Annotated in this window: 18 protein-coding genes; 11 read left to right on the top strand and 7 right to left on the bottom strand. The window is 39.2% G+C overall.

Features of this window, described 5'->3' with window-relative positions; all coding sequences use genetic code 11:
- Positions 1 to 71: 71 nt before the first annotated feature.
- Both AC1DYB_RS23025 and AC1DYB_RS23030 read left to right on the top strand, forming a co-directional pair.
- On the top strand, positions 72 to 668 hold the full coding sequence (locus AC1DYB_RS23025; protein ID WP_477438342.1) for a short chain dehydrogenase: 597 nt from the start codon (positions 72 to 74) through the stop codon (positions 666 to 668).
- 215 nt (positions 669 to 883) lie between these two features.
- Positions 884 to 1042, top strand: a complete 159-nt coding sequence (locus AC1DYB_RS23030) for a hypothetical protein (RefSeq protein ID WP_477393821.1) — start codon at positions 884 to 886, stop codon at positions 1040 to 1042.
- Between the two features lie 218 nt (positions 1043 to 1260).
- On the opposite strand, the gene AC1DYB_RS23035 is transcribed toward AC1DYB_RS23030, so the two are convergent.
- A complete protein-coding gene (locus tag AC1DYB_RS23035) occupies positions 1261 to 1455 on the bottom strand; it encodes a hypothetical protein (protein WP_477438344.1) in 195 nt (64 codons plus the stop codon).
- Between AC1DYB_RS23035 and AC1DYB_RS23040 the strand changes: the two genes are divergently transcribed.
- The 9 genes from AC1DYB_RS23040 (at position 1455) to AC1DYB_RS23080 (ending at position 10225) form a co-directional block, all read left to right on the top strand.
- On the top strand, positions 1455 to 2528 hold the full coding sequence (locus AC1DYB_RS23040; protein WP_477438346.1) for an acyltransferase: 1074 nt from the start codon (positions 1455 to 1457) through the stop codon (positions 2526 to 2528). The two genes, AC1DYB_RS23035 and AC1DYB_RS23040, sit on opposite strands and share 1 nt — an antisense overlap.
- A gap of 603 nt (positions 2529 to 3131) precedes the next feature.
- Positions 3132 to 3692, top strand: coding sequence for a TetR/AcrR family transcriptional regulator (locus AC1DYB_RS23045; protein WP_477438348.1), 561 nt, complete (start codon positions 3132 to 3134; stop codon positions 3690 to 3692).
- A 142-nt stretch (positions 3693 to 3834) separates the two neighbouring features.
- Positions 3835 to 4713 (top strand): alpha/beta fold hydrolase, encoded by an 879-nt coding sequence (locus tag AC1DYB_RS23050; protein WP_477438350.1) that lies wholly within the window; start codon positions 3835 to 3837, stop codon positions 4711 to 4713.
- 134 nt (positions 4714 to 4847) lie between these two features.
- Positions 4848 to 5249: a nucleoside deaminase gene (locus AC1DYB_RS23055; protein WP_477438352.1), complete on the top strand. Its 402-nt coding sequence runs from the start codon at positions 4848 to 4850 to the stop codon at positions 5247 to 5249.
- 237 nt (positions 5250 to 5486) lie between these two features.
- The gene (locus AC1DYB_RS23060) at positions 5487 to 7211 is read left to right on the top strand and encodes an HAD-IIIC family phosphatase (RefSeq protein WP_477438354.1); all 1725 of its coding nucleotides are present in this window, start codon (positions 5487 to 5489) and stop codon (positions 7209 to 7211) included.
- Between the two features lie 21 nt (positions 7212 to 7232).
- Positions 7233 to 7475, top strand: coding sequence for an acyl carrier protein (locus AC1DYB_RS23065; RefSeq protein WP_477438356.1), 243 nt, complete (start codon positions 7233 to 7235; stop codon positions 7473 to 7475).
- Between the two features lie 6 nt (positions 7476 to 7481).
- On the top strand, positions 7482 to 7862 hold the full coding sequence (locus tag AC1DYB_RS23070; RefSeq protein ID WP_477438358.1) for a VOC family protein: 381 nt from the start codon (positions 7482 to 7484) through the stop codon (positions 7860 to 7862).
- Positions 7863 to 7869: 7 nt separating this feature from the next.
- Positions 7870 to 9318, top strand: coding sequence for an MBOAT family O-acyltransferase (locus AC1DYB_RS23075; protein ID WP_477438360.1), 1449 nt, complete (start codon positions 7870 to 7872; stop codon positions 9316 to 9318).
- Position 9319: 1 nt separating this feature from the next.
- Positions 9320 to 10225, top strand: a complete 906-nt coding sequence (locus AC1DYB_RS23080; RefSeq protein WP_477438362.1) for a hypothetical protein — start codon at positions 9320 to 9322, stop codon at positions 10223 to 10225.
- A 73-nt stretch (positions 10226 to 10298) separates the two neighbouring features.
- On the opposite strand, the gene AC1DYB_RS23085 is transcribed toward AC1DYB_RS23080, so the two are convergent.
- From AC1DYB_RS23085 to AC1DYB_RS23110, 6 genes are all read right to left on the bottom strand, one after another.
- Positions 10299 to 11054, bottom strand: a complete 756-nt coding sequence (locus AC1DYB_RS23085) for a sensor histidine kinase (protein ID WP_477438364.1) — start codon at positions 11052 to 11054, stop codon at positions 10299 to 10301.
- A 181-nt stretch (positions 11055 to 11235) separates the two neighbouring features.
- Positions 11236 to 11970, bottom strand: a complete 735-nt coding sequence (locus AC1DYB_RS23090; protein ID WP_477394418.1) for a LytR/AlgR family response regulator transcription factor — start codon at positions 11968 to 11970, stop codon at positions 11236 to 11238.
- A 229-nt stretch (positions 11971 to 12199) separates the two neighbouring features.
- A complete protein-coding gene (locus AC1DYB_RS23095; RefSeq protein WP_477438366.1) occupies positions 12200 to 14347 on the bottom strand; it encodes a hybrid sensor histidine kinase/response regulator in 2148 nt (715 codons plus the stop codon).
- Positions 14337 to 15410 carry a histidine kinase gene (locus AC1DYB_RS23100; protein WP_295715580.1) on the bottom strand — a complete coding sequence of 358 codons (1074 nt, stop codon included), beginning with the start codon at positions 15408 to 15410 and terminating at the stop codon, positions 14337 to 14339. Before AC1DYB_RS23100 ends, AC1DYB_RS23095 begins: the two co-directional genes overlap by 11 nt.
- Before the next feature lie 412 nt (positions 15411 to 15822).
- On the bottom strand, positions 15823 to 17289 hold the full coding sequence (locus AC1DYB_RS23105; protein WP_477438368.1) for a hypothetical protein: 1467 nt from the start codon (positions 17287 to 17289) through the stop codon (positions 15823 to 15825).
- 18 nt (positions 17290 to 17307) lie between these two features.
- On the bottom strand, positions 17308 to 18399 hold the full coding sequence (locus tag AC1DYB_RS23110) for a PAS domain-containing sensor histidine kinase (RefSeq protein ID WP_477438370.1): 1092 nt from the start codon (positions 18397 to 18399) through the stop codon (positions 17308 to 17310).
- Between the last annotated feature and the right edge of the window lie 302 nt (positions 18400 to 18701).

The following is an 18701-nucleotide window of genomic DNA, read 5'->3' on the forward strand; positions in this document are numbered from 1 at the left end:
AGCCTGGGGGTAAAGCGTGCTTCAGGGGTTTAAACATGCAAGCTTAACAAAGTAAAATATTTATAAAAAGAATGAAAATTATCATAGTAGGCGCAACAGGAACCATGGGGAAGCACCTGGCAAATGTGTTGGAAAAAGATCATGAAATAATAAGAGTAGGCTCCAAAAGCGGAGATATTCGGGCAGATATTACCTCGCCCGAATCCATAGAAAATATGTTTAAGCAGGCTGGTCCGTTTGATGCGCTGATATGTACGGCAGGGCCTACGTATGTTGGTCCCTGGAAAAATATGACGGATAAGGAATTTAGGAGAGGTATCGACGGCAAACTGATGGGGCAGGTTAATTTAGTACTCATTGGGCAACACTACATCAATCCTAAAGGTTCGTTTACATTAATCACCGGCGCTTTAACGCATGAGCCGGTTTTGAAATTCGCCAACGCATCGGCTGCCAACGGCGCGGTTGAAGCATTTGTGCGCGCAGCGGCTATTGAGCTGGAAAATGGTGTTCGTATCAATGCTGTTAGTCCTACAGTGATTGAAGATTCTCCGCAATATTTTGCTTTTTTCCATGGAGATATTCCCGTAACCATGAAGCAACTGGAATATGGCTTTCGGAAAAGCGTGTTCGGTGCAAACACAGGGCAAGTAATAAAGCCCTATTAATTTTTATTGGTGGAAAGTGGTAGCCGGGCCAATTTACGGGCATTAAAGTTATGGCAATAAAAATGCCCCCAAATAGCGTCTAACTTTTTGGGGGCAGTGTAGATTTTTGATATTGCCACTTTTTGTTGATATACTTTCCCTCATCAAAGCAAATACTTAAATTAGCACTATGGAGCTTATGAGATATTCTAATATCAAACCTTCGCCAGGCTCTAATGGAAGCAGACAAAATATTTAACGGACTGTCGGCAGGCGGAGATGTTGAAGGACCCATTGGCGACAGTCCCTGGGGTACATACGCCGGAATGTTTAGAGACAAATATGGTATTAAATGGATTGTGGAATTTGACCCCAATTATAACGGGCAAGTTTAACCGAATAAAAAGCGGTTCCTTACATGGTGCCGAGTCCAATTTCATCAGGTTAAGCAAAACATTTTGTTCATAAGGATTGAATTTAGGGTAATAACACACTTATAAATTAATAAGATTTAATTACGGCTTTAAAGTCGATTTGAATTTTTAAAATCTCTAAAATGTAAAAAATGCTATTAGGTGTTCGATCGGAATCCGCCCCCTCTCCGCTGAGAACGTTAACAAAACATCAAAAAGCCTTTTAATTCCACATTAAAGGGCTTTTCTATTTTCCATTCCATAAAAAATCGCGTAAAAACCAAGCCTTTTCTGTCACGGGCTTTTGGGCTCAAAAGAGGGTGGCAAATAATGTTGGCTAAAGGAGTTGTTGGCTTTTGATAAAAACAATATCTTCCTTCTTTTAAAAAAGCCAATGACTATTGTTAAACCTCCCAGAAATTACGGCATAGACCTATTACGTGTCATTGCCTGTTACATGGTAATGCAGATACATACCGGTGAATTTTATTATATAGGACCGACCGGCAATGTTTTAAATACGCCAGACGCGCATATTGTAGGTTGGTACAACTCGTTTTTTCGTATCTGCGTTCCTTTGTTTGTGTTGATCTCGGGATTTTTCCTTTTTCCGGTTGGTGATACACAAACATTTTTAAAAAAGAGGTTGAGCAGGGTAGTTGTACCTTTTGCTCTTTGGTGCATACTATATGCGTTCTATTATCACTTTACTGCAGGTGCTGATTTGAAAACAACAATGATCCATATCTTGCATATTCCGGTGAACTACGGCGTTGAGATTGGGCACCTGTGGTTTGTCTATATGTTGATCGGCATTTACTTATTCGCACCCATATTATCGCCGTGGATAGAAAAAGCTGATCGAAGGGGGATGGAACTTTATTTGGTAATATGGGCGATTGCCTTAAGCCTACCATTTATTCACTTAATATTTCCCGAAGTGTTAGGCGAATGTGCCTGGAACCGTACGCCATTGCTTTATTACTTTTCGGGCTTGCTTGGCTATGTGATTTTAGCCAGCTACATTAAAAAATTTCATATGGCGCCCAAACCATTGGACCTCCCTTTAGGAGTAGTGCTGATTATCATCGGTTACGCCATCACTGCATTGGTATTTGAGCAACGTTTAGGTACCGAGAAAATGGTTTGTACCCTCGAACTTTCCTGGGGATTTGATACGATTAATGTAGCGATGATGACGGCAGGAGCGATCCTTATTTTTAAAAATATTAGCTTTAAAAACACAAACTCTTTTTTTGTACGACTTATCGCCGGCATTTCTTCCATTAGTTATGGAATTTATTTGGGGCATATAATGGTGCTCAATATTTATTACCATTTACTCAACCAATATTTTGATACCGCGGCGGTCAAAATCCCGCTAATTGCCTTTTGTACATTTATTACTACTTGTGTGCTGGTTAAATTACTTTCACTCTTGCCGAAAAGTAAATGGCTTGTAGGATAATTAAGAAATACATGGATATTACCGAGGAGACTGACACTATTATTACAAAAAGCAGAAATTTGATGTGGATGATTATTAGCCAAATAAAAATTGGATTATTTATGGCAAGGTCGGGTCGAAGTCATCAAACTTTTACTAAGTCATCTTTTAAAATCTACCATTAGATAATAACTAACAATATTTATTTAATGGTGGATTAATAAATCATGCTTTTTTAAGTGTTCAAATCCCGCGGATAAAGAATGACATTTTCGAATCCGAACTTCTCATAACTTATATGTTTACTAAATTGAATTAAGCTTTCAACTTCGATAGATTCCAATTTTTTATTTCAACCTCCTCGCCATCATCAAAATGCATCAAGGTAAATTTAGTTAACACACCTTGCTTCGGCAGTATGGATTAATATTTTACTTTGAAACCGCCAGGTAAACTTCCATTTGTGGTATTATTCAACTTTTATGTGGCACTTTTCGTTGTTAATGCTACAATTATTTTTATTTTACCGAACGTTCAGTACATTTGATTCGTAATTCAAAAAGCAATATCAAATGGAGCTCATAATAACAGAATTCATTTATATTAAAAAAACAATTTTAAAATATGCGTACTCAAAAAGTTGATTCTGAAAATGTAGATCTGAAGCTGTTTGAAACCTTTAGTAAGTTGGGTTATGATGGAGCATCGATGCAACTGCTGGCAAAGGCAACAGGATTAAAGAAAGCCAGCTTATACCACCGTTTCCCCGATGGAAAAAAGGAAATGGCACAACATGCCCTGAGCATTGTTGAGGAATGGATTCAGCAAAATATTGTTTCGGTATCGGCAAATAAAAATATAAAACCTGAAACCCGGCTCAAAAAGGTTATCGCTTCTATTGATGAATTGTATAATGGAGGAGCAAACAATTGCCTGCTCAGGACATTAACTGTTGGTACCGACGCTGATGCATTTAAAGAAAATGTGAACAGTTGCTTTAACCTGCTGGCAGATGGTTTTGCAGATATTGCCATTGACCTTGGTTTATCGCCAGAAGCCGCGGGGCAACAGGCAAAATTTATTAATCTCCTGATCCAGGGCTCACTTGTACTGGCCGGCGCCACTAGCGATAAAAACTATTTTAAAAACAGCCTGGCCAAGATACCTGCATTATTAGCGGCATAATTTAATCTAATACAAACAACCGTAGTACTAATCCTGAAATGAGTGGTACTAATCAGAGAAAAGGATTTTCACATTTTTATTATTTACCGAACGTTCGGTAAATAAAGCAATCAATAACTGAATAACTTAAAATTTAAATAACATGAAAAATCAAACCCAACACCACTTCATCAAGATCAATGGAGTGAACATTTTTTACCGTGAAGCAGGTCCTAAAGATGCGCCTGTATTAGTATTACTGCATGGCTACCCAAGTTCATCGCATATGTACAGAAACCTTATTAATGACTTATCTGACAAATACCATTTAATTGCCCCCGACTATCCTGGTTATGGCAGAAGCGAACAGCCTCCCATCGCCGAGTTTGCTTATACCTTTGAAAACTACGCTGTAATAGTACAAGAGCTATTAAACCAGCTTAATATTGAAAAATACAGTTTATACCTGATGGATTATGGCGCACCGGTTGGATGGCGTATTGCATCAAACCACCCCGAAAGAATAGATACCCTGATTGTTCAAAATGGTTGTGCTTATTACGAAGGCCTGGAAGCTTTCTGGGATCCGATTAAAGCTTATTGGAAAGACAGGAACAACAAAGAAGCAGAAACCACATTAAGAGGATTTCATGATGCCAACGGATTGAAATGGCAGTATACCCATGGCGTGCCCGACGAGAGTGTGATTAGTCCCGATAATTGGGAAATTGACCTGCGCCACCTGGAAAGACCAGAAAACGACCAAATACAATTGGATATGTTTTACGATTACCGCACCAATGTTGATTTGTATCCTAAATGGCAGGAATACTTCCGTACCTATAACCCAGAGATGCTGATTGTGTATGGTAAAAACGATTATATATTCCCGGTTGCCGGCGCTGAAGCTTATAAGAAAGACATCAAAAACCTCGAATATCATTTATACAATGCCGGCCACTTTGCTTTGGAAAGTAACGGTAACGAAATAGCCGCGGCAATAAGGCAGTTCCTTGATAAAAAAACAGGAACTCAAAAATAATATCACCATAAAAACATACCATTGATCAGTAAACATCAATGGTATGTTTTATCATTTTTAGTACCTTTAATAACACCCCTTAAGATCAAATATCTTCAGTACACGTTATGGATGCAAACCCTCATAAAATATATATGAATCGTTGCTTTGAACTGGCTGCAATAGCGGCATCACAGGGAGAAAGCGCGGTGGGCAGTGTTGTTGTACTTAACGGTGAAATTATAGGAGAAGGTTACGAAAAAAGTCGTCAGCTTCAAGATGTTACCCGCCATGCCGAAGTAGTAGCCATCCTGGATGCTATACAAAAGCGGGGAACCTGTAAGGAGGCTGTATTATATTCAAATATAGAACCCTGTATACTTTGTTCTTATGTTATCAGGCATCATAAAATTGCCTCGGTAGTGTTTGGCAAATACTGCGGAGAATTGGGAGGAACCGTTGAAAAATTCAATATTCTGACAACTAATGTAATCAAGAGTTGGGAAGCTGCGCCTGCCGTTCATGTTTACGACGATACCTCTACTAAAAATAACTAAACTGTTGCAACCAAGGGTTAGTTTTTTTTCTATAAAAACAACCACAAGCGCATGTGCAGGGTTTGTAGCTTATGATATCATCAACCGTCATTTGTGCTTCCAATGACGACCCTTCTGAAAGCAGCCGATTTTTTAATAAGTCAATAGTTAATATATTCACTTTCTACAATCAGGTAAAGTATCTAATTTTATAGCGAAGCAAAACATTGCCTGCCTTCATCATTATTAAAAATGCCCATGAAGATCTTTTCGGAATTGAAAAAAAACTTAAAGAATGATTTTTCGCCTTTAAGATCTGTTAAAATCGCGCTCCTAGGCGATCCCTCCACACAATTACTCACCCAGGCGCTCAGGGGCACAGGCTTTGATATGGATTTTGACTTTCTGATATGGGAAGCCGATTTTAACCAGGTAGAACTACAGGTATTCGACCCCAAATCTGCACTATATGCCTTTGCTCCCGAAGTGGTTGTCATATTCCATTCTTCGCATCAATTATTAGCCAAATACAACAAATTAAGTCCAGCGGAATACGATAGCCTGGCCCAAAACAGGTTAACATTGATCAGTGATCTCCACACTGCTTTAAACGCCAATCTGAACGCAAAGATCATTTACTATAACTACACCGAAATAAATGATGCGGTATTTGGTAATGGTGCCAGCAAAATAGCGTCGTCATACCTGTTTCAATTGCGGAAACTCAATTATGAATTGATGCATTATGCCATGGGGCAAGATAATTTTTACATCTGCGATATTTCATCCAAACAAAATCAGTTAGGCAAGGCAACCTTTTTCCAACCACCACTGTATATAAATGCGGAGATGGTGCTAAGTATAGACGTATTACCCTGGGTGGCCGCCCAAACAGCCGATTTGATCGGTTCTATGTATGGCCGGTTAAAAAAATGCCTGATCCTTGACCTGGATAATACCTTGTGGGGCGGTGTAATTGGTGATGACGGAATAGGAAACATCCAACTTGGAAACCTGGGCATAGGCAAAGCATTTACAGCGTTTCAGCACTGGATAAAAAAATTGAAAAACAGGGGTATAATCCTGGCTATCTGCAGTAAAAACACCGAAGCCATCGCCATGGAACCATTTGAAAAGCATCCGGATATGGTGCTGAAGCGTGATGATATTGCCATTTTTAAAATTAACTGGGATAACAAAACAGATAATATCAGGCAAATTCAGGCCGAATTAAATATAGGCTTTGACGCTATGGTGTTTTTGGATGATAATCCTTTTGAAAGGGATATGGTACGTGAATATATACCAACCATTACCGTTCCCGAACTGCCCGAAGATCCGGCAAATTACCTGGAATACCTGTATACCCTGAACCTGTTTGATACTACATCATTGACCAACGAAGATACTGAACGCACAAAGCAGTATCAAAGCGCAGCCAAACGAAATACGGAGCAGCAGCAATATGCTGATGAAGACGCCTTTTTGCAAAGCCTGAACATGGTATCTGTGATAGAACCTTTCAACAGTTTTAATACACCAAGAGTGGCACAGCTTTCGCAACGGTCCAACCAGTTCAATTTACGCACGGTGAGGTATACCGAAACCGATATTAAAGCCATTGCAGATTCCATGGATGCCTTTAGCTTTTCGTTTACGTTAGCCGATAAATTTGGCGATAACGGGCTCATCTGCGCAATTATTTTAAAGAAAGAATCTATAGATACATTAATCATCGATAATTGGTTTATGAGTTGCCGGGTGTTAAAAAGAGGCATGGAGCATTTTACCTTAAACACCATTGCCGCTTTTACCAAAGCAAAGGGTTTTAGGTATTTAAAAGGGCAATACCTGCAAACCCCAAAAAACGAAATTGTAAAACATCACTACCGGGATTTGGGCTTTGAGCAACATGATGGGCATTGGATATTGGATACCCAAACCTGCATGCCGAAGAAAAACTACATAAAAGCCTCCTCATAAACATAAAATAACCACATACACATGGATAAAGGCGAAATATTAAAAACGGTAAATGATGTTTTTATTGATGTACTGGATGACGAAAACATTAGGCTAACCGATGCAACAACGGCAAATGATGTGGAAGAGTGGGATTCTTTAAATCATATCCAGCTGGTAGTGGCCATTGAAAAACAATTCGGGATCAGGTTTACCTCATGGGAAATTCAAAGCTGGAACAATGTTGGCGAACTGATCAACACCATAAGCAATAAGATCAATTAGCAACATATGAAACTTCATCACATAGGGGTAGCCTGCAAAAATATAGCGACGGAGATAAACAGCATCAGTAAACTCCATACTGTTACTGCCATAAGCGCCACTGTTTTTGACCCGGAACAAGATGCCGAGCTGGCTTTACTTACCCTAAGCGATGGAACACATATTGAACTGATTGCAGGCAAACAGGTAGAAGGCTTTGTGAAAAAAAACATCAGCTATTATCATTTGTGTTTTGAAGTTGATGATATCTATGCTGAGATTGAGCGGCTGACCGGCGAGGGGGCGCTATTAGTTTCTCCTCCCAAACCCGCAATATTGTTCAACAACCGGGCAGTTGTCTTTTTGCAGGTTTCCTATGGATTAATTGAATTATTAAGATCAAAATAATATCGGGATGCTGTTTACCTCCATCACATTCGTTATTTTTTTTGGCCTGTTTTTTCTTTTATACTGGTTTGTTTTTAACGGTAACGTTAAACTGCAAAACCTCCTGCTCCTGGCAGGCGGCTACGTGTTTTATGCCTGGTGGGACTGGCGCTTTCTGCCCCTGCTAATTGCCAGCTCTTTCCTTAACTACTTTTTAGGCATCGGCATATATAAAGCCCGGCAAACAAAACAAAGTAACCTGTTGCTTTGGATAGGTTTGCTGCAGGGGCTGGGCACTTTGCTTTTCTTTAAGTATTTCAACTTTTTTGTAAAATCTACCATTACCGCATTTGCCACGTTTAACATCAGGCTGGATACTTATACGCTGAACATCATACTGCCTCTTGGCATAAGTTTCTATACTTTCCGTACGATAAGTTATTTACTGGATATTAAGCATGGCAAAATTAAGCCCACTACAAATTGGGTGGTATTTTTCTGTTACGTATCCTTTTTCCCTTGTGTAATATCGGGGCCTATTGACCGCCCTAAAACGCTCATCCCGCAGTTAACCAAGCAAAGGGTGTTTGATTACGCCCAGGCTACGGATGGCATGCGCCAGATACTTTGGGGCTTATTCAAAAAAATTGTGATCGCTGATAATTGCGCGGTATTTACTGGAGATATTTTTGAGCATTATAAAACACTGCCGGCCAGCTCTCTCTTATTCGGCGCTTTTCTGTATACGATACAAATTTATGCAGATTTTTCGGGTTATTCGGATATCGCTATTGGTTTATCCAACCTCATTGGTTTTAAGGTTACACGCAATTTTAATACACCCTTTTTTGCGCAAAATATCGCCGATTTTTGGCGGCGCTGGCATATTTCCCTAACGGGTTGGCTTACGGATTATGTTTTTGCCCCGCTTGCCATCTACTTCAGAGACCTGGGGAAAATGGGGCTCATACTGGCCATTGTAATCAATTTTACTGCCATCGGCATCTGGCATGGCCCCAACTGGACCTTTTTTCTTTTCGGCTTTTTAAACGGCTGCTATTACATTCCGCTTATACTGCGCGGAACCTTATACAAAAAGAAAAAGATAACAGAACCGCTTCAACCCGCGTTACCCGTTTTGTTAAGCGTGGCCGGTACTTTCATCCTGGTCATGTTCACTTTTATTCTCTTCCGTGCCGATAGTTTAGCCCAGGCTTTTGATTATTACCAGAGGCTTTTTTCGCGCTCTATGTTCACGGCCCCAGTGATTATAGAAAAAGTGAATACCGCCGCAACCCTGGTTTGTATCGTGATCATGTTGGCCGCCGAGTGGCTGCAACGCGATAAGCAACATGCCTTGCAGATAGATTTTATAAAAAAGTCGCCGGTGAGGGTTATCATATATTATGGCTTAATACTCATTATTATCACGTTTACAGCTACCCGCAACAGCGACTTTATTTACTTTAAATTTTAACATGAAAAGCACGGTCAAATTCCTGTTTAAAACGCTGCTGTTCGCTCTGCCGGTACTGCTTGTTTTTGAGGTGCTATTTCGCCTGGGTTACTTTCCCATCATCACCAATTCTACCATTTTCGACCTAAAGATGATCCGTTTGCAAAAGCAGCAAATTGAGCGTGTAAAAGTGATGTCTGTTGGTTCTTCGGTAGGTTTGTATGAGTTTAATTCAGACATTATCTTACAAAATCTGCGCACGTCTTATTATAATTTCGCCTCCTGGGGTTTGCAGATAAGCGATATGCGGGTGCTTGTGAAAAGTTTTGCAAAGGATTACCAGCCCCGGTATGTTATCATTGGCTCCTCTATCGGCGATTTTATAGCGCCGTTAAATGAAACTTATCTCAATTACGTAAATACCGATAGCTATATAAGAAAAAACTTCCCGGAGGTTTTTTATTTTAAAAATTACAACTCCATACACCAGATCATTCGCAGAAAACATACCGCTTTTCCCGTTCAGCTTGATAGCTGGGGAGGCGCCTTGCTAACCGTTAAAGCCAAAGATATCAACCGGGAAAAATGGAACGAGCATAATATATTCCCCACAAAATATACCGCTTACCAATATCATGAATTGGATAGCCTTTGTACATGGCTCCAGGCACAACACATCAAGCTTATTTTCGTCCAGGTACCCATCAAAGCATCATATGCGAATACCCCGGTATCAAAACAAATATTGCAGCATCATTTTGATCAATGCCGGGCTATTATTGAAAAGCATGCAGGCGTTTATCTTAATTACCATAACCCTCCTGTTTTTACCGATAGCCTGTTTTTTGATCAGTATCATCTCCAGGCCGCGGGCGGTAGGGTTTTTACCCGGCAGCTTGTTGTGGACCTTAAAAAAATAATCAAATAAAAAATATAACGAAAGCCTAATGGGATACAATGGTTTATTAAATTGAAACAGTGTTGTAATGCCTTTAGGAAGTTCACACTTCAGCTGTCATTTTTGGACTGTTTTCAGTGGTAATATCTGATAAAAGCTTAGGTAAAGTATAGTAAAAAGTGGTTCCTTCACCAACCAATGATTCTGCCCAGATCCTGCCATTCATTTGCGCTATCATATCACTGCAAATACTCATGGCCATTCCCGCTCCTTTTAAAAGGTCACCTGTATCAGAAAGATTATCCTTTAAATGAAAAAGGTCGTGAAGTTGGGAGTCGGTCATTCCCTTTCCCTGGTCGGTAAAAGCAACCGTTATCCAATTATCGTCTTCACTGCACGTTACACCAATTACTCCTCCGTCCGGAGAATACTTGGTAGCGTTACTTAGTATATTTCTATTGATAAACTGGATCATTTCTTTATGCGCGTAAACCAACTGATGCTCCGGAACGATATTATACAATATAATATGCTTGCTAAGCTGATCATAAAGATACAGGCTGTTGGCTTCATGAATAAGATCATGAAGAAGCAATGGTTCCGTTTTGATTGAATAATCGAGACTTGTTGATTTTGCCCAATAAAGCAAGCCGTCAAGCAGGTCCATACTTTTAGATGCAGTATTGCGCAACTCTTCAAAAAGTAAATGAACTTCTCCGGCAGATAGCGACTTCCTGGTGTGCTTAATCATATCCGCGGTCATCACCAGGGTGGCGAAAGGCTGCCGCAGATCATGAGCCAAAATGGCAATCAGGGTTTTACTGAAATTATCGGATATTTCTAATTCCTTAGTCCTCATATTTTAGCTGATAGTAACATAACCTGGCCCTCAAATAAGGCGGTTTACCAGCAAAGAAAAACAAGATCATACAACGAAAAAAAAGGTTCGACAGATTGTTTACTACAACCGACGGAATGGTCATTATAGCAGACCAGTATTAAAGCATAATTTACGGGGAGAAACCTTTAAAATAGCCTATTTACAGCCACTTATGCGCAAACTTCCTAAACTCATCCTTAAATTGTTCTGTTACCGGGATGGTTGTTTTCCTGATTTTAATGGTGTTTTTGGTAAGGGCATCTATTTTGTCAACAGCAACAATAAACGAGCGATGTACCCGTATAAAGCCATTAGCAGGTAGTTTTTCTTCCATGGCTTTCATCGTGGTAAGGGCCTTTACGTATCCTAAATCGCCTGTTAAATACACTTTAACATAATCTTTAAACCCTTCCACATATAATATATCCTTTAAATAAATACGTACCATTTCATACTCTACTTTTAAAAAGATAAACTCATTCAACAGGTAGTTTTCTGTAGCAGGGCTTTGTTTCTCTTTTTCGGTAAAATAAGTTTTTGCTTTGTAGGCTGATTTTAAAAAATCCTCATACACTACCGGTTTAAGCAAATAATCAAGCGCATTTACTTTGTAACCTTCCAGCGCAAACCTTTCATAACCGCTAATGAAAATGATACGCGGCGCGGCGGCACCGTGTGCAGATTGTAATATCCTGGCAAATTCCATCCCGCTCATTTCAGGCATATCAATATCCATAAATATAAGCTGAACATCATTTGTTTCCATTGCCGAAAGTGCCTCGGCAGGTGATTGATAGTATGCCAGTAAATTAAAAAACGGAATTTGATTAACAAACACCCTCAGGTGAGTGATAGCAAATTCGTCATCATCTACAATGATACAATTTATTGACATAGGAGAACATTTAAACAATAAGGAGTCAACAAAACTAAAACCAACCTTTGATTAAAGATATATAAATATGGTTTTATTTTTGGCGGTCAGTCGCATTATATAATTAAAATTATCTGTTAGTTTAATATATGATCGACAGTTAAAAGTCTGACTACGCGCTAAGAAATCAAAAGTGTGTATTTTTTACTCAATTATTGCACCGCTTTCCACAATTTGCGATGCCGCTTTTTTACCCTTCAAGTGCAGATACAACCTGTTTAATTAGCTCGGCCTCTGTAAAAGGTTTTTCTAAAATGCCTGTAAAACCTTGTTTTAAGTATTTTTCTCCTTGCAATGATAGCTCTTCGGCGCTGATGGCAATTACGGGTGGCTTGCTTAACAGGCTTTTTGATTTTTTTATACTTGTAGTCAATTTCTCCGCACTTGTTTCACGCATACTTAAATCGGCCAGCACCACATTAATTGTTTCTTTGGATAGAATTTCCAGGGCTTCCTTTTCGCCGGATGCCTGGTAAAACTTAATATTCCATTTACTTGTCATCATTTTAAGGAAAGTTAGGCTAAGCTCATTATCGTCAACGGCTAATATGCTTAGGCCGTTTAATTTCCACAAGAGGTTATCCTCAGCATTTTCAATCACTGCGTCTGTACTTTTGTTGTAGGTTATGTAAAAATCAAAAGTGCTTCCGATACCTTCGTTACTTTCTACGTTAATTTCGCCATCCTGCAATTGAACAAGCTGCTTACAGATGTAGAGTCCCAAACCGGTGCCTGTTTGCCCCCTGGCCGAATTTGTTTGATAATACTTTGAAAAAAGCCTTGCCTGCTGCTGTATACTAATGCCAGGACCGGTATCTGTTATTCTTATTTGCAACTTATCGGCACCGTTTATCTCCGTAAGGCTTGCGTTCACTTTAACACTTCCGGTTTGGGTATATTTTATGGCGTTGCTCAGTAAATTGATCATGATCTGTTTAAGCCGGAAACTATCGCCAAGCACCATGGATACTTTATTACCCTCGAAACTGTAATCCAATTCCAGCTTCTTTTTAGCGGCGCTAAATTCCATGCTTTCCAATACTTCTTTTAGTACATGGTCCGGATTAAAAGGATCCTTGTTGATCTTAAATTCACTTGTTTCCATTTTCGCGGCATCGAGCGTGTCATTAAGGGTATGCAACAACATCTCTGACGAAAGCCTGATGGAGCCAAGCATATCAATCTGTTTTGCCGAAAGGTTTGAGCGGCTAAAAATGTATAAAAAACCATTTATTGCCGTAAGCGGGTTACGCACTTCATGGCTCATATGCAGTAACAGATCCATTTTTTGCTGCGCCATAGCTACAGATCGTTCGTTTTCATGAAGCAGGTAAACTTCGGCCCGGTTAAGGTTAATTATAAATATAATAAGCAGGGTAGCAAATACCAAAACAAGAAAAAGCGAAGAGAGATAAAACTTATTTAATAATGAGGTTGTTTCCCGGTAGTTTTTAAGCGTGTTTTCTTTAAGCTCATTAATAAGCCCAGCATTCATGCTGTTTACTTCATTAACAATCCTTTCCAGTTCGCTATTGATGTGCATATTAAGAACAACCATTTGCTTTTGCGTGGTGAATAATTTAGAATTACGCCGTTGCAGCTGTTGTAATTTTTGACTGTACAAATCTTTGTCGCGCCGGGCTATTCCCCTGTTCACAGAGTCAATTATTCTGTCAGTTCGGTTGCGGTTGATGATTGTTAAATTGGATACTCCTGCATTTGCATTTTTGTTGGCAATCGCATCTTTTATCCTGCCAAAAACCCCTCTCTTTTTTATCGGGGCTTCTTTTTTCACCGTATCGCTGCTTCTCATCCCCTTTCCCTTTTTTCGATAAACAGTGGTAGAGTATTCGCCCGCACTATCGTTCAACGTGCTTAAGCCTGAGGCCGCTGTTAAAAGCGAATCAAAGCTATGCTTTAAAACATATAGGCTGCCAGAGAGCTTTAGCTTCTTTAAATACAGGTATTTAACTTTGGCACGCTGCGCCGCTGTTAATTTTGCGGTATCCACATTATCTTTAAGCAAACTATCAATAAGGGTAAAGGATTCTGAAAGCTTTGTTTTGTAGCCTTTGTCTTTTAAAGCGTTGGGGGTTAAAAGTGATGCCTGGAAGTCATCCTCAGCCTCATGCAACAACAGTAAAGCCTTTTGTGATTTTGCCTGATCATATTCAAGGTTTAGTGTGAGCTTTGATAATGCGTTTAGCCGGTTGGATATAGAAGTATTTACGAACAAGGCAATTATTGCAAGGGTGATTGCTAACGCTATAAACGCAAGCAGGATCTTTCTTGAAATACTTTTAATTTTGGTGGAGGTTGAGTCTTTTTTATAAAACATTGTATTTGTTTATTCTGATTTCCCAGACAGTGGTATTATAAGGCTTTTTGTAAGTTAATAATTTGCCGCCATGTTCTTCAAGGATCTTTTCTGCATTAAGTAATCCTGCATTAAATCCATCTGTATTCAAATTGGTGTTACCTGGGGTTCCTGGTTTGCCCTCTAAATCATATGACGTTTGCTCATCTGCGATGATCAAACTTTGAAAATAATTTTCGTCGATATTAGAAATAACAATGTCACCATCCTGTTTACCGGTCAAAACAATGTAATTGATAATACTTACAAAAGCTATCTCCAGTATAAAGCGATCATAAAATATAATTTTATGAAAATCCAGCTTAAAAAGCAATCGTATATTTTTTTTTGTAAGACGATGCCTTAAACTTTCGTAACGTTTTTTTAAAAAAGATTCGAGTTCAATTAAATCTGGCTGGAAACTAAACGCCCCCCTTTCAATTCCGGTACGAAAAAGCGCTGCATTGAGCAGGTTTGTGGCGTGCCCAACATGCAAACCCAAATCGGAAAGTATATTATCAAACTGTTTTTTCTCTAAACCCTGGTTGTTATGATAAAGGTTATCAAGCAACGTTCTGATGACTAATAATGGATCACGCACATCCTGCACAATATGGGAAAGCAGCAGGTTTTTTTCCTCAACGGCATCTTTAAGCCGGTTATTTTCTATTTCCAGCTCATTGATGTTCAAAAAAGTAAATACGGTTAAATTGTCTATCCGGGTTTCATATATATCGTACCAATAATATGATCCGTCTGCGCAACAAACCTTTGTCTCCAGATGGAAGTACGAGTGCCCGTATTTTTTAGCAATCTCCTGCCGTTTGTCGCGACTGCAGATGATCTCTTTCCGGTAGTCCTGATCAGGATACGCTTTCTCAAACCAATCTTGTAAACCGTGAAGATTGTAACCGATCTCCGTTAAAAAGGCATTATTACTGTATAAATAATCATTGCCGGAAGCGGAACTATTAACGATCATAACAGGCATAACCATAATATCCGCAATTTTTAAAAAACTGTCAGAATTAGTGATATTTTCCAAGGTAGGTGGATTAAGTAAGCACTATACTATTTCAAAAATAAAAAGGCAATAAGGTTCACACTTTAAAAGCCCGCTCTTGCTCCAACGTCATAATCCGATAACGGGATTTGAGGCACTTAGCGCAAAAAAAACGTTTAACCGGAAGAAAAAAAAACAAATTGCGCCCAACCCAGTTTCTCGGCATTTTATAATGAAAGGGAGCTGAACACTTACGGCATCGGATAAAGGGTCTATCGTTGTAATTCATAAAATTCGGTTAACGCCTTTTAAAGGCTATTTTATTAAGTGCAAAAAAACTAATTATAAAATTTGGGGGAGCCAATAATCACTACCCACATTTACCCGCGATACATCATTGATGATGTATCGCCTGTATTTTAACTTATAAAATTTATTGAGGGCACCTTTTTAATTATACATTCGCCATCCAAACATTAATATCAATTGCCGATGGAATGCTTAGCTTCTTCCGTATCCGGCGCTTTTTACCTTCTACCGAACGAACAGAACTTTGTGTAAAACGGGCAATTTCTTTGGTATCAAAATTAATCCGCAGTAACACACACATCTCCACTTCTGCCGCAACCATATGGGGAGCTTTACCAAGTATATTTTGTACAAATTCGGGATCGTACTGATTAAACCTGGTTAAAAAAAGAGGGTTATTTTCCATGGCCAGATGTAAAATGTCACTCAAATCCTCCTTTTTCTTTTTTGCAATATTACTTTCAGTTTCTTTAGTCAGCTTATCTACCGTTGCAACACTAAGGTTCAATTCTCTCCTTAGCTTGCCAGATATAAACAGTGCTGTAAGAACTACTATGCTAAGTATAAGTGATATAGCTGCGATGAGCCAGACTAACCGCTTTTTATTTTCATTGGTTTTTTCGCCCTGTGTTTTAAGGAGGTAAACCAGCGGGGCCTTTGCTGCCGATTTATCAACTATATTCAGGCTATCTGTAAGTGTAGTATACCGCTCCAGGAAATTGGCGGCTTTATCTGTTTTCTTTAACATGAAATAAACGTTAGCCAGGCCTTTGTAAGCATCCCTTAACTGGTACGCGTTATTTAAACGGGATGATACGCCAATATTCAGGGTGTAATAATCTTCGGCCCAGGCATATAGCTTTAGTGTATAATAAAGATCACCAAGGTCTTTGTAAGTGAAGGCACATACATTATCGTCTTTATAATTTTCGGCAAGGGTTGCCGCTTTGTGTAAATAAAACGAGGCTGAGTCAATTTGGTGAAGTTCCAGAAAAATGCTGCCCATGTTATAGGTGGCCAGTATATAACCTCTAACATATTTAGCGTTGGTGCTTACATTTTTAAACTCCAGGTAACTTTTTCTGATAAAAAAGAGCGGGTCTTTTGAATCCCGGTCTAAACTCTCTTTACATTGACTCAGGCCTGTATAAATGTTCCCTAACCAGTAATGCCGCGAACCTGGATCATTTATCTTTTTTGCAACAACAATGGCGCTATTCAACGTTTGCCGGCCCTCTTTATAATAGCCAAGCTTATTGTATATAGTTCCCTTTGCTGTCTGGATCTGTGTAGTCAATAAAACATCATGTATTTTTTGTGCTGCGCTTTCCGACTCAACAACGTATTTGAAAGCTTCTTCATACCGGCCGGAGTTGAAGCAGGCGCCGGTGCGCATCATTAGCCCTTTGGCTATACCCTCATCATAGTTTATGATTTTGGATGCCAGGTAAATTGTAATCCCTAATTTTTCTTTTTGCTGAATGTCAATTGTTTGGGTAGCTATATTAAGCATACTGTCAATCTGTTTCTGCCTGTACTGTGCGTAGCTTTTACGCTCAGCCAAAACAAAAACAACACATAATAACCCCGCAATTACCTTCCTGCTCTGCACAACCACTAATTAGTTCTATTAATTGTATATCATTATCTCACATGAAGTGCCTTTTGCCGGCGTGCTGGAAATAGCCAGTTTACCTCTGTGTTTTTCTAAGATTTCCTTCGCGCTTATAAGGCCTAAACCAAAGCCATCAACAATTTCCCGGCTGGCAGCTCTTTGATTGGTGTTATGGGCTATAGCATCAATTTGTTTAGACGTCATTCCTTTTCCCGAATCGGTGATAACCAAACTGGAGTATTTTTCATGATGAATCAACGAAATTTTAATTACCCCATTTTTAGGTGTATATTTTATAGCATTATCAATAATATTCCTGAAAATGATCTCCAGTATAAACTGATCATAATAAATGATGGCGGGTTCGGGAATTTCAAAAATCAGATTGATCTGAGCATTGCTAAGCACTTTGCTGAATACGTGCCGGCAGCTATCTAAAAAAACATTCAACTTTATTTCCTCAGATCGAAACTTGAACGTACCCCTTTCGCTGCCAACACGTAACCGGGTAGAATCTATCATATTTAGCAGGTACCCAATCTGATCAATTAATGTCACCGCTACTTCGCAAATTTCATTCTTGTTCAGGTAATTCATCTCATAACCATCCAAAATCGACTTTATGTTACCTAAAGGCGATCTGATATCATGCGTGAGGATAGAAAACAATAAGGCCTTCTGCTGAATTACATTAATCAATTTTTCGTTTCTCTCTTTTATCCGGTTAATGTTCAGGAAGGTGACCACTTTCACCCGCCCCATAGTTAAACAATAAACTTCTACACAATGAACTTCGTACCATTTCATGGAGCTATCGGCACAGCGTATTCTTGCTGTTAAACTAAAATGAGGATCGCCTCTTTCTTCGGCCAGTGCTTCCTTCGCATTCCAGGCAAGCATTATTTCTGCCCGGTAATCAGGGTCGGGATACGCGGCTAACCACCAGCTTGCCTTGTCAGGGATTGCGTGAATATCGTATCCTATCTCCGCACAGAAAACCTTGTTCAAATAAAGTGCGCTTGCGCCTGCCCAATCATCAACTATAATAATTGGAGTAATAGCCTGATCCATAGTTTCAAGAAAAGCACTCCTGCTTAAACCATTCATAATAAGAAATTTATGTAAATCCCGGTAGAATTTTCAATCTCTATTTCATCTTTAAATAAATCTTCGCCCCCATTCAAACCCAACGTAAGTAAAGAAATACTTCAATTAAATTCTGAAAAAGCGACAGAAAGGAAGAAACAGGCGATGAAATGAAAAAACTAACAGACCAAAAAAAGCTCAGGAGGCGTGAGTAAAAAAGCTTCTTTTTATAAAAAAACAACCAGGTTTATTACCTCCAATTTTGATAAACCATAAAAGGGGGCTGTATCATAAGTCATGATCAGCCTCTTTTTTATTAAGCT

The organism is Mucilaginibacter sp. P2_A4, from assembly GCF_056405015.1.

Excerpts from the sequence above, each read along its gene's own strand:
- AC1DYB_RS23050 (WP_477438350.1), top strand. The coding sequence starts at position 3,835 with ATGAAAAATCAAACCCAACACCACTTCATCAAGATCAATGGAGTGAAC.
- AC1DYB_RS23030 (WP_477393821.1), top strand. The coding sequence starts at position 884 with ATGGAAGCAGACAAAATATTTAACGGACTGTCGGCAGGCGGAGATGTT.
- AC1DYB_RS23075 (WP_477438360.1), top strand. The coding sequence starts at position 7,870 with ATGCTGTTTACCTCCATCACATTCGTTATTTTTTTTGGCCTGTTTTTT.
- AC1DYB_RS23060 (WP_477438354.1), top strand. The coding sequence starts at position 5,487 with ATGAAGATCTTTTCGGAATTGAAAAAAAACTTAAAGAATGATTTTTCG.
- AC1DYB_RS23055 (WP_477438352.1), top strand. The coding sequence starts at position 4,848 with ATGAATCGTTGCTTTGAACTGGCTGCAATAGCGGCATCACAGGGAGAA.
- AC1DYB_RS23090 (WP_477394418.1), bottom strand. The coding sequence starts at position 11,970 with ATGTCAATAAATTGTATCATTGTAGATGATGACGAATTTGCTATCACT.
- AC1DYB_RS23025 (WP_477438342.1), top strand. The coding sequence starts at position 72 with ATGAAAATTATCATAGTAGGCGCAACAGGAACCATGGGGAAGCACCTG.
- AC1DYB_RS23040 (WP_477438346.1), top strand. The coding sequence starts at position 1,455 with ATGACTATTGTTAAACCTCCCAGAAATTACGGCATAGACCTATTACGT.
- AC1DYB_RS23065 (WP_477438356.1), top strand. The coding sequence starts at position 7,233 with ATGGATAAAGGCGAAATATTAAAAACGGTAAATGATGTTTTTATTGAT.
- AC1DYB_RS23070 (WP_477438358.1), top strand. The coding sequence starts at position 7,482 with ATGAAACTTCATCACATAGGGGTAGCCTGCAAAAATATAGCGACGGAG.
- AC1DYB_RS23110 (WP_477438370.1), bottom strand. The coding sequence starts at position 18,399 with ATGAATGGTTTAAGCAGGAGTGCTTTTCTTGAAACTATGGATCAGGCT.
- AC1DYB_RS23095 (WP_477438366.1), bottom strand. The coding sequence starts at position 14,347 with ATGTTTTATAAAAAAGACTCAACCTCCACCAAAATTAAAAGTATTTCA.
- AC1DYB_RS23080 (WP_477438362.1), top strand. The coding sequence starts at position 9,320 with ATGAAAAGCACGGTCAAATTCCTGTTTAAAACGCTGCTGTTCGCTCTG.
- AC1DYB_RS23045 (WP_477438348.1), top strand. The coding sequence starts at position 3,132 with ATGCGTACTCAAAAAGTTGATTCTGAAAATGTAGATCTGAAGCTGTTT.
- AC1DYB_RS23085 (WP_477438364.1), bottom strand. The coding sequence starts at position 11,054 with ATGAGGACTAAGGAATTAGAAATATCCGATAATTTCAGTAAAACCCTG.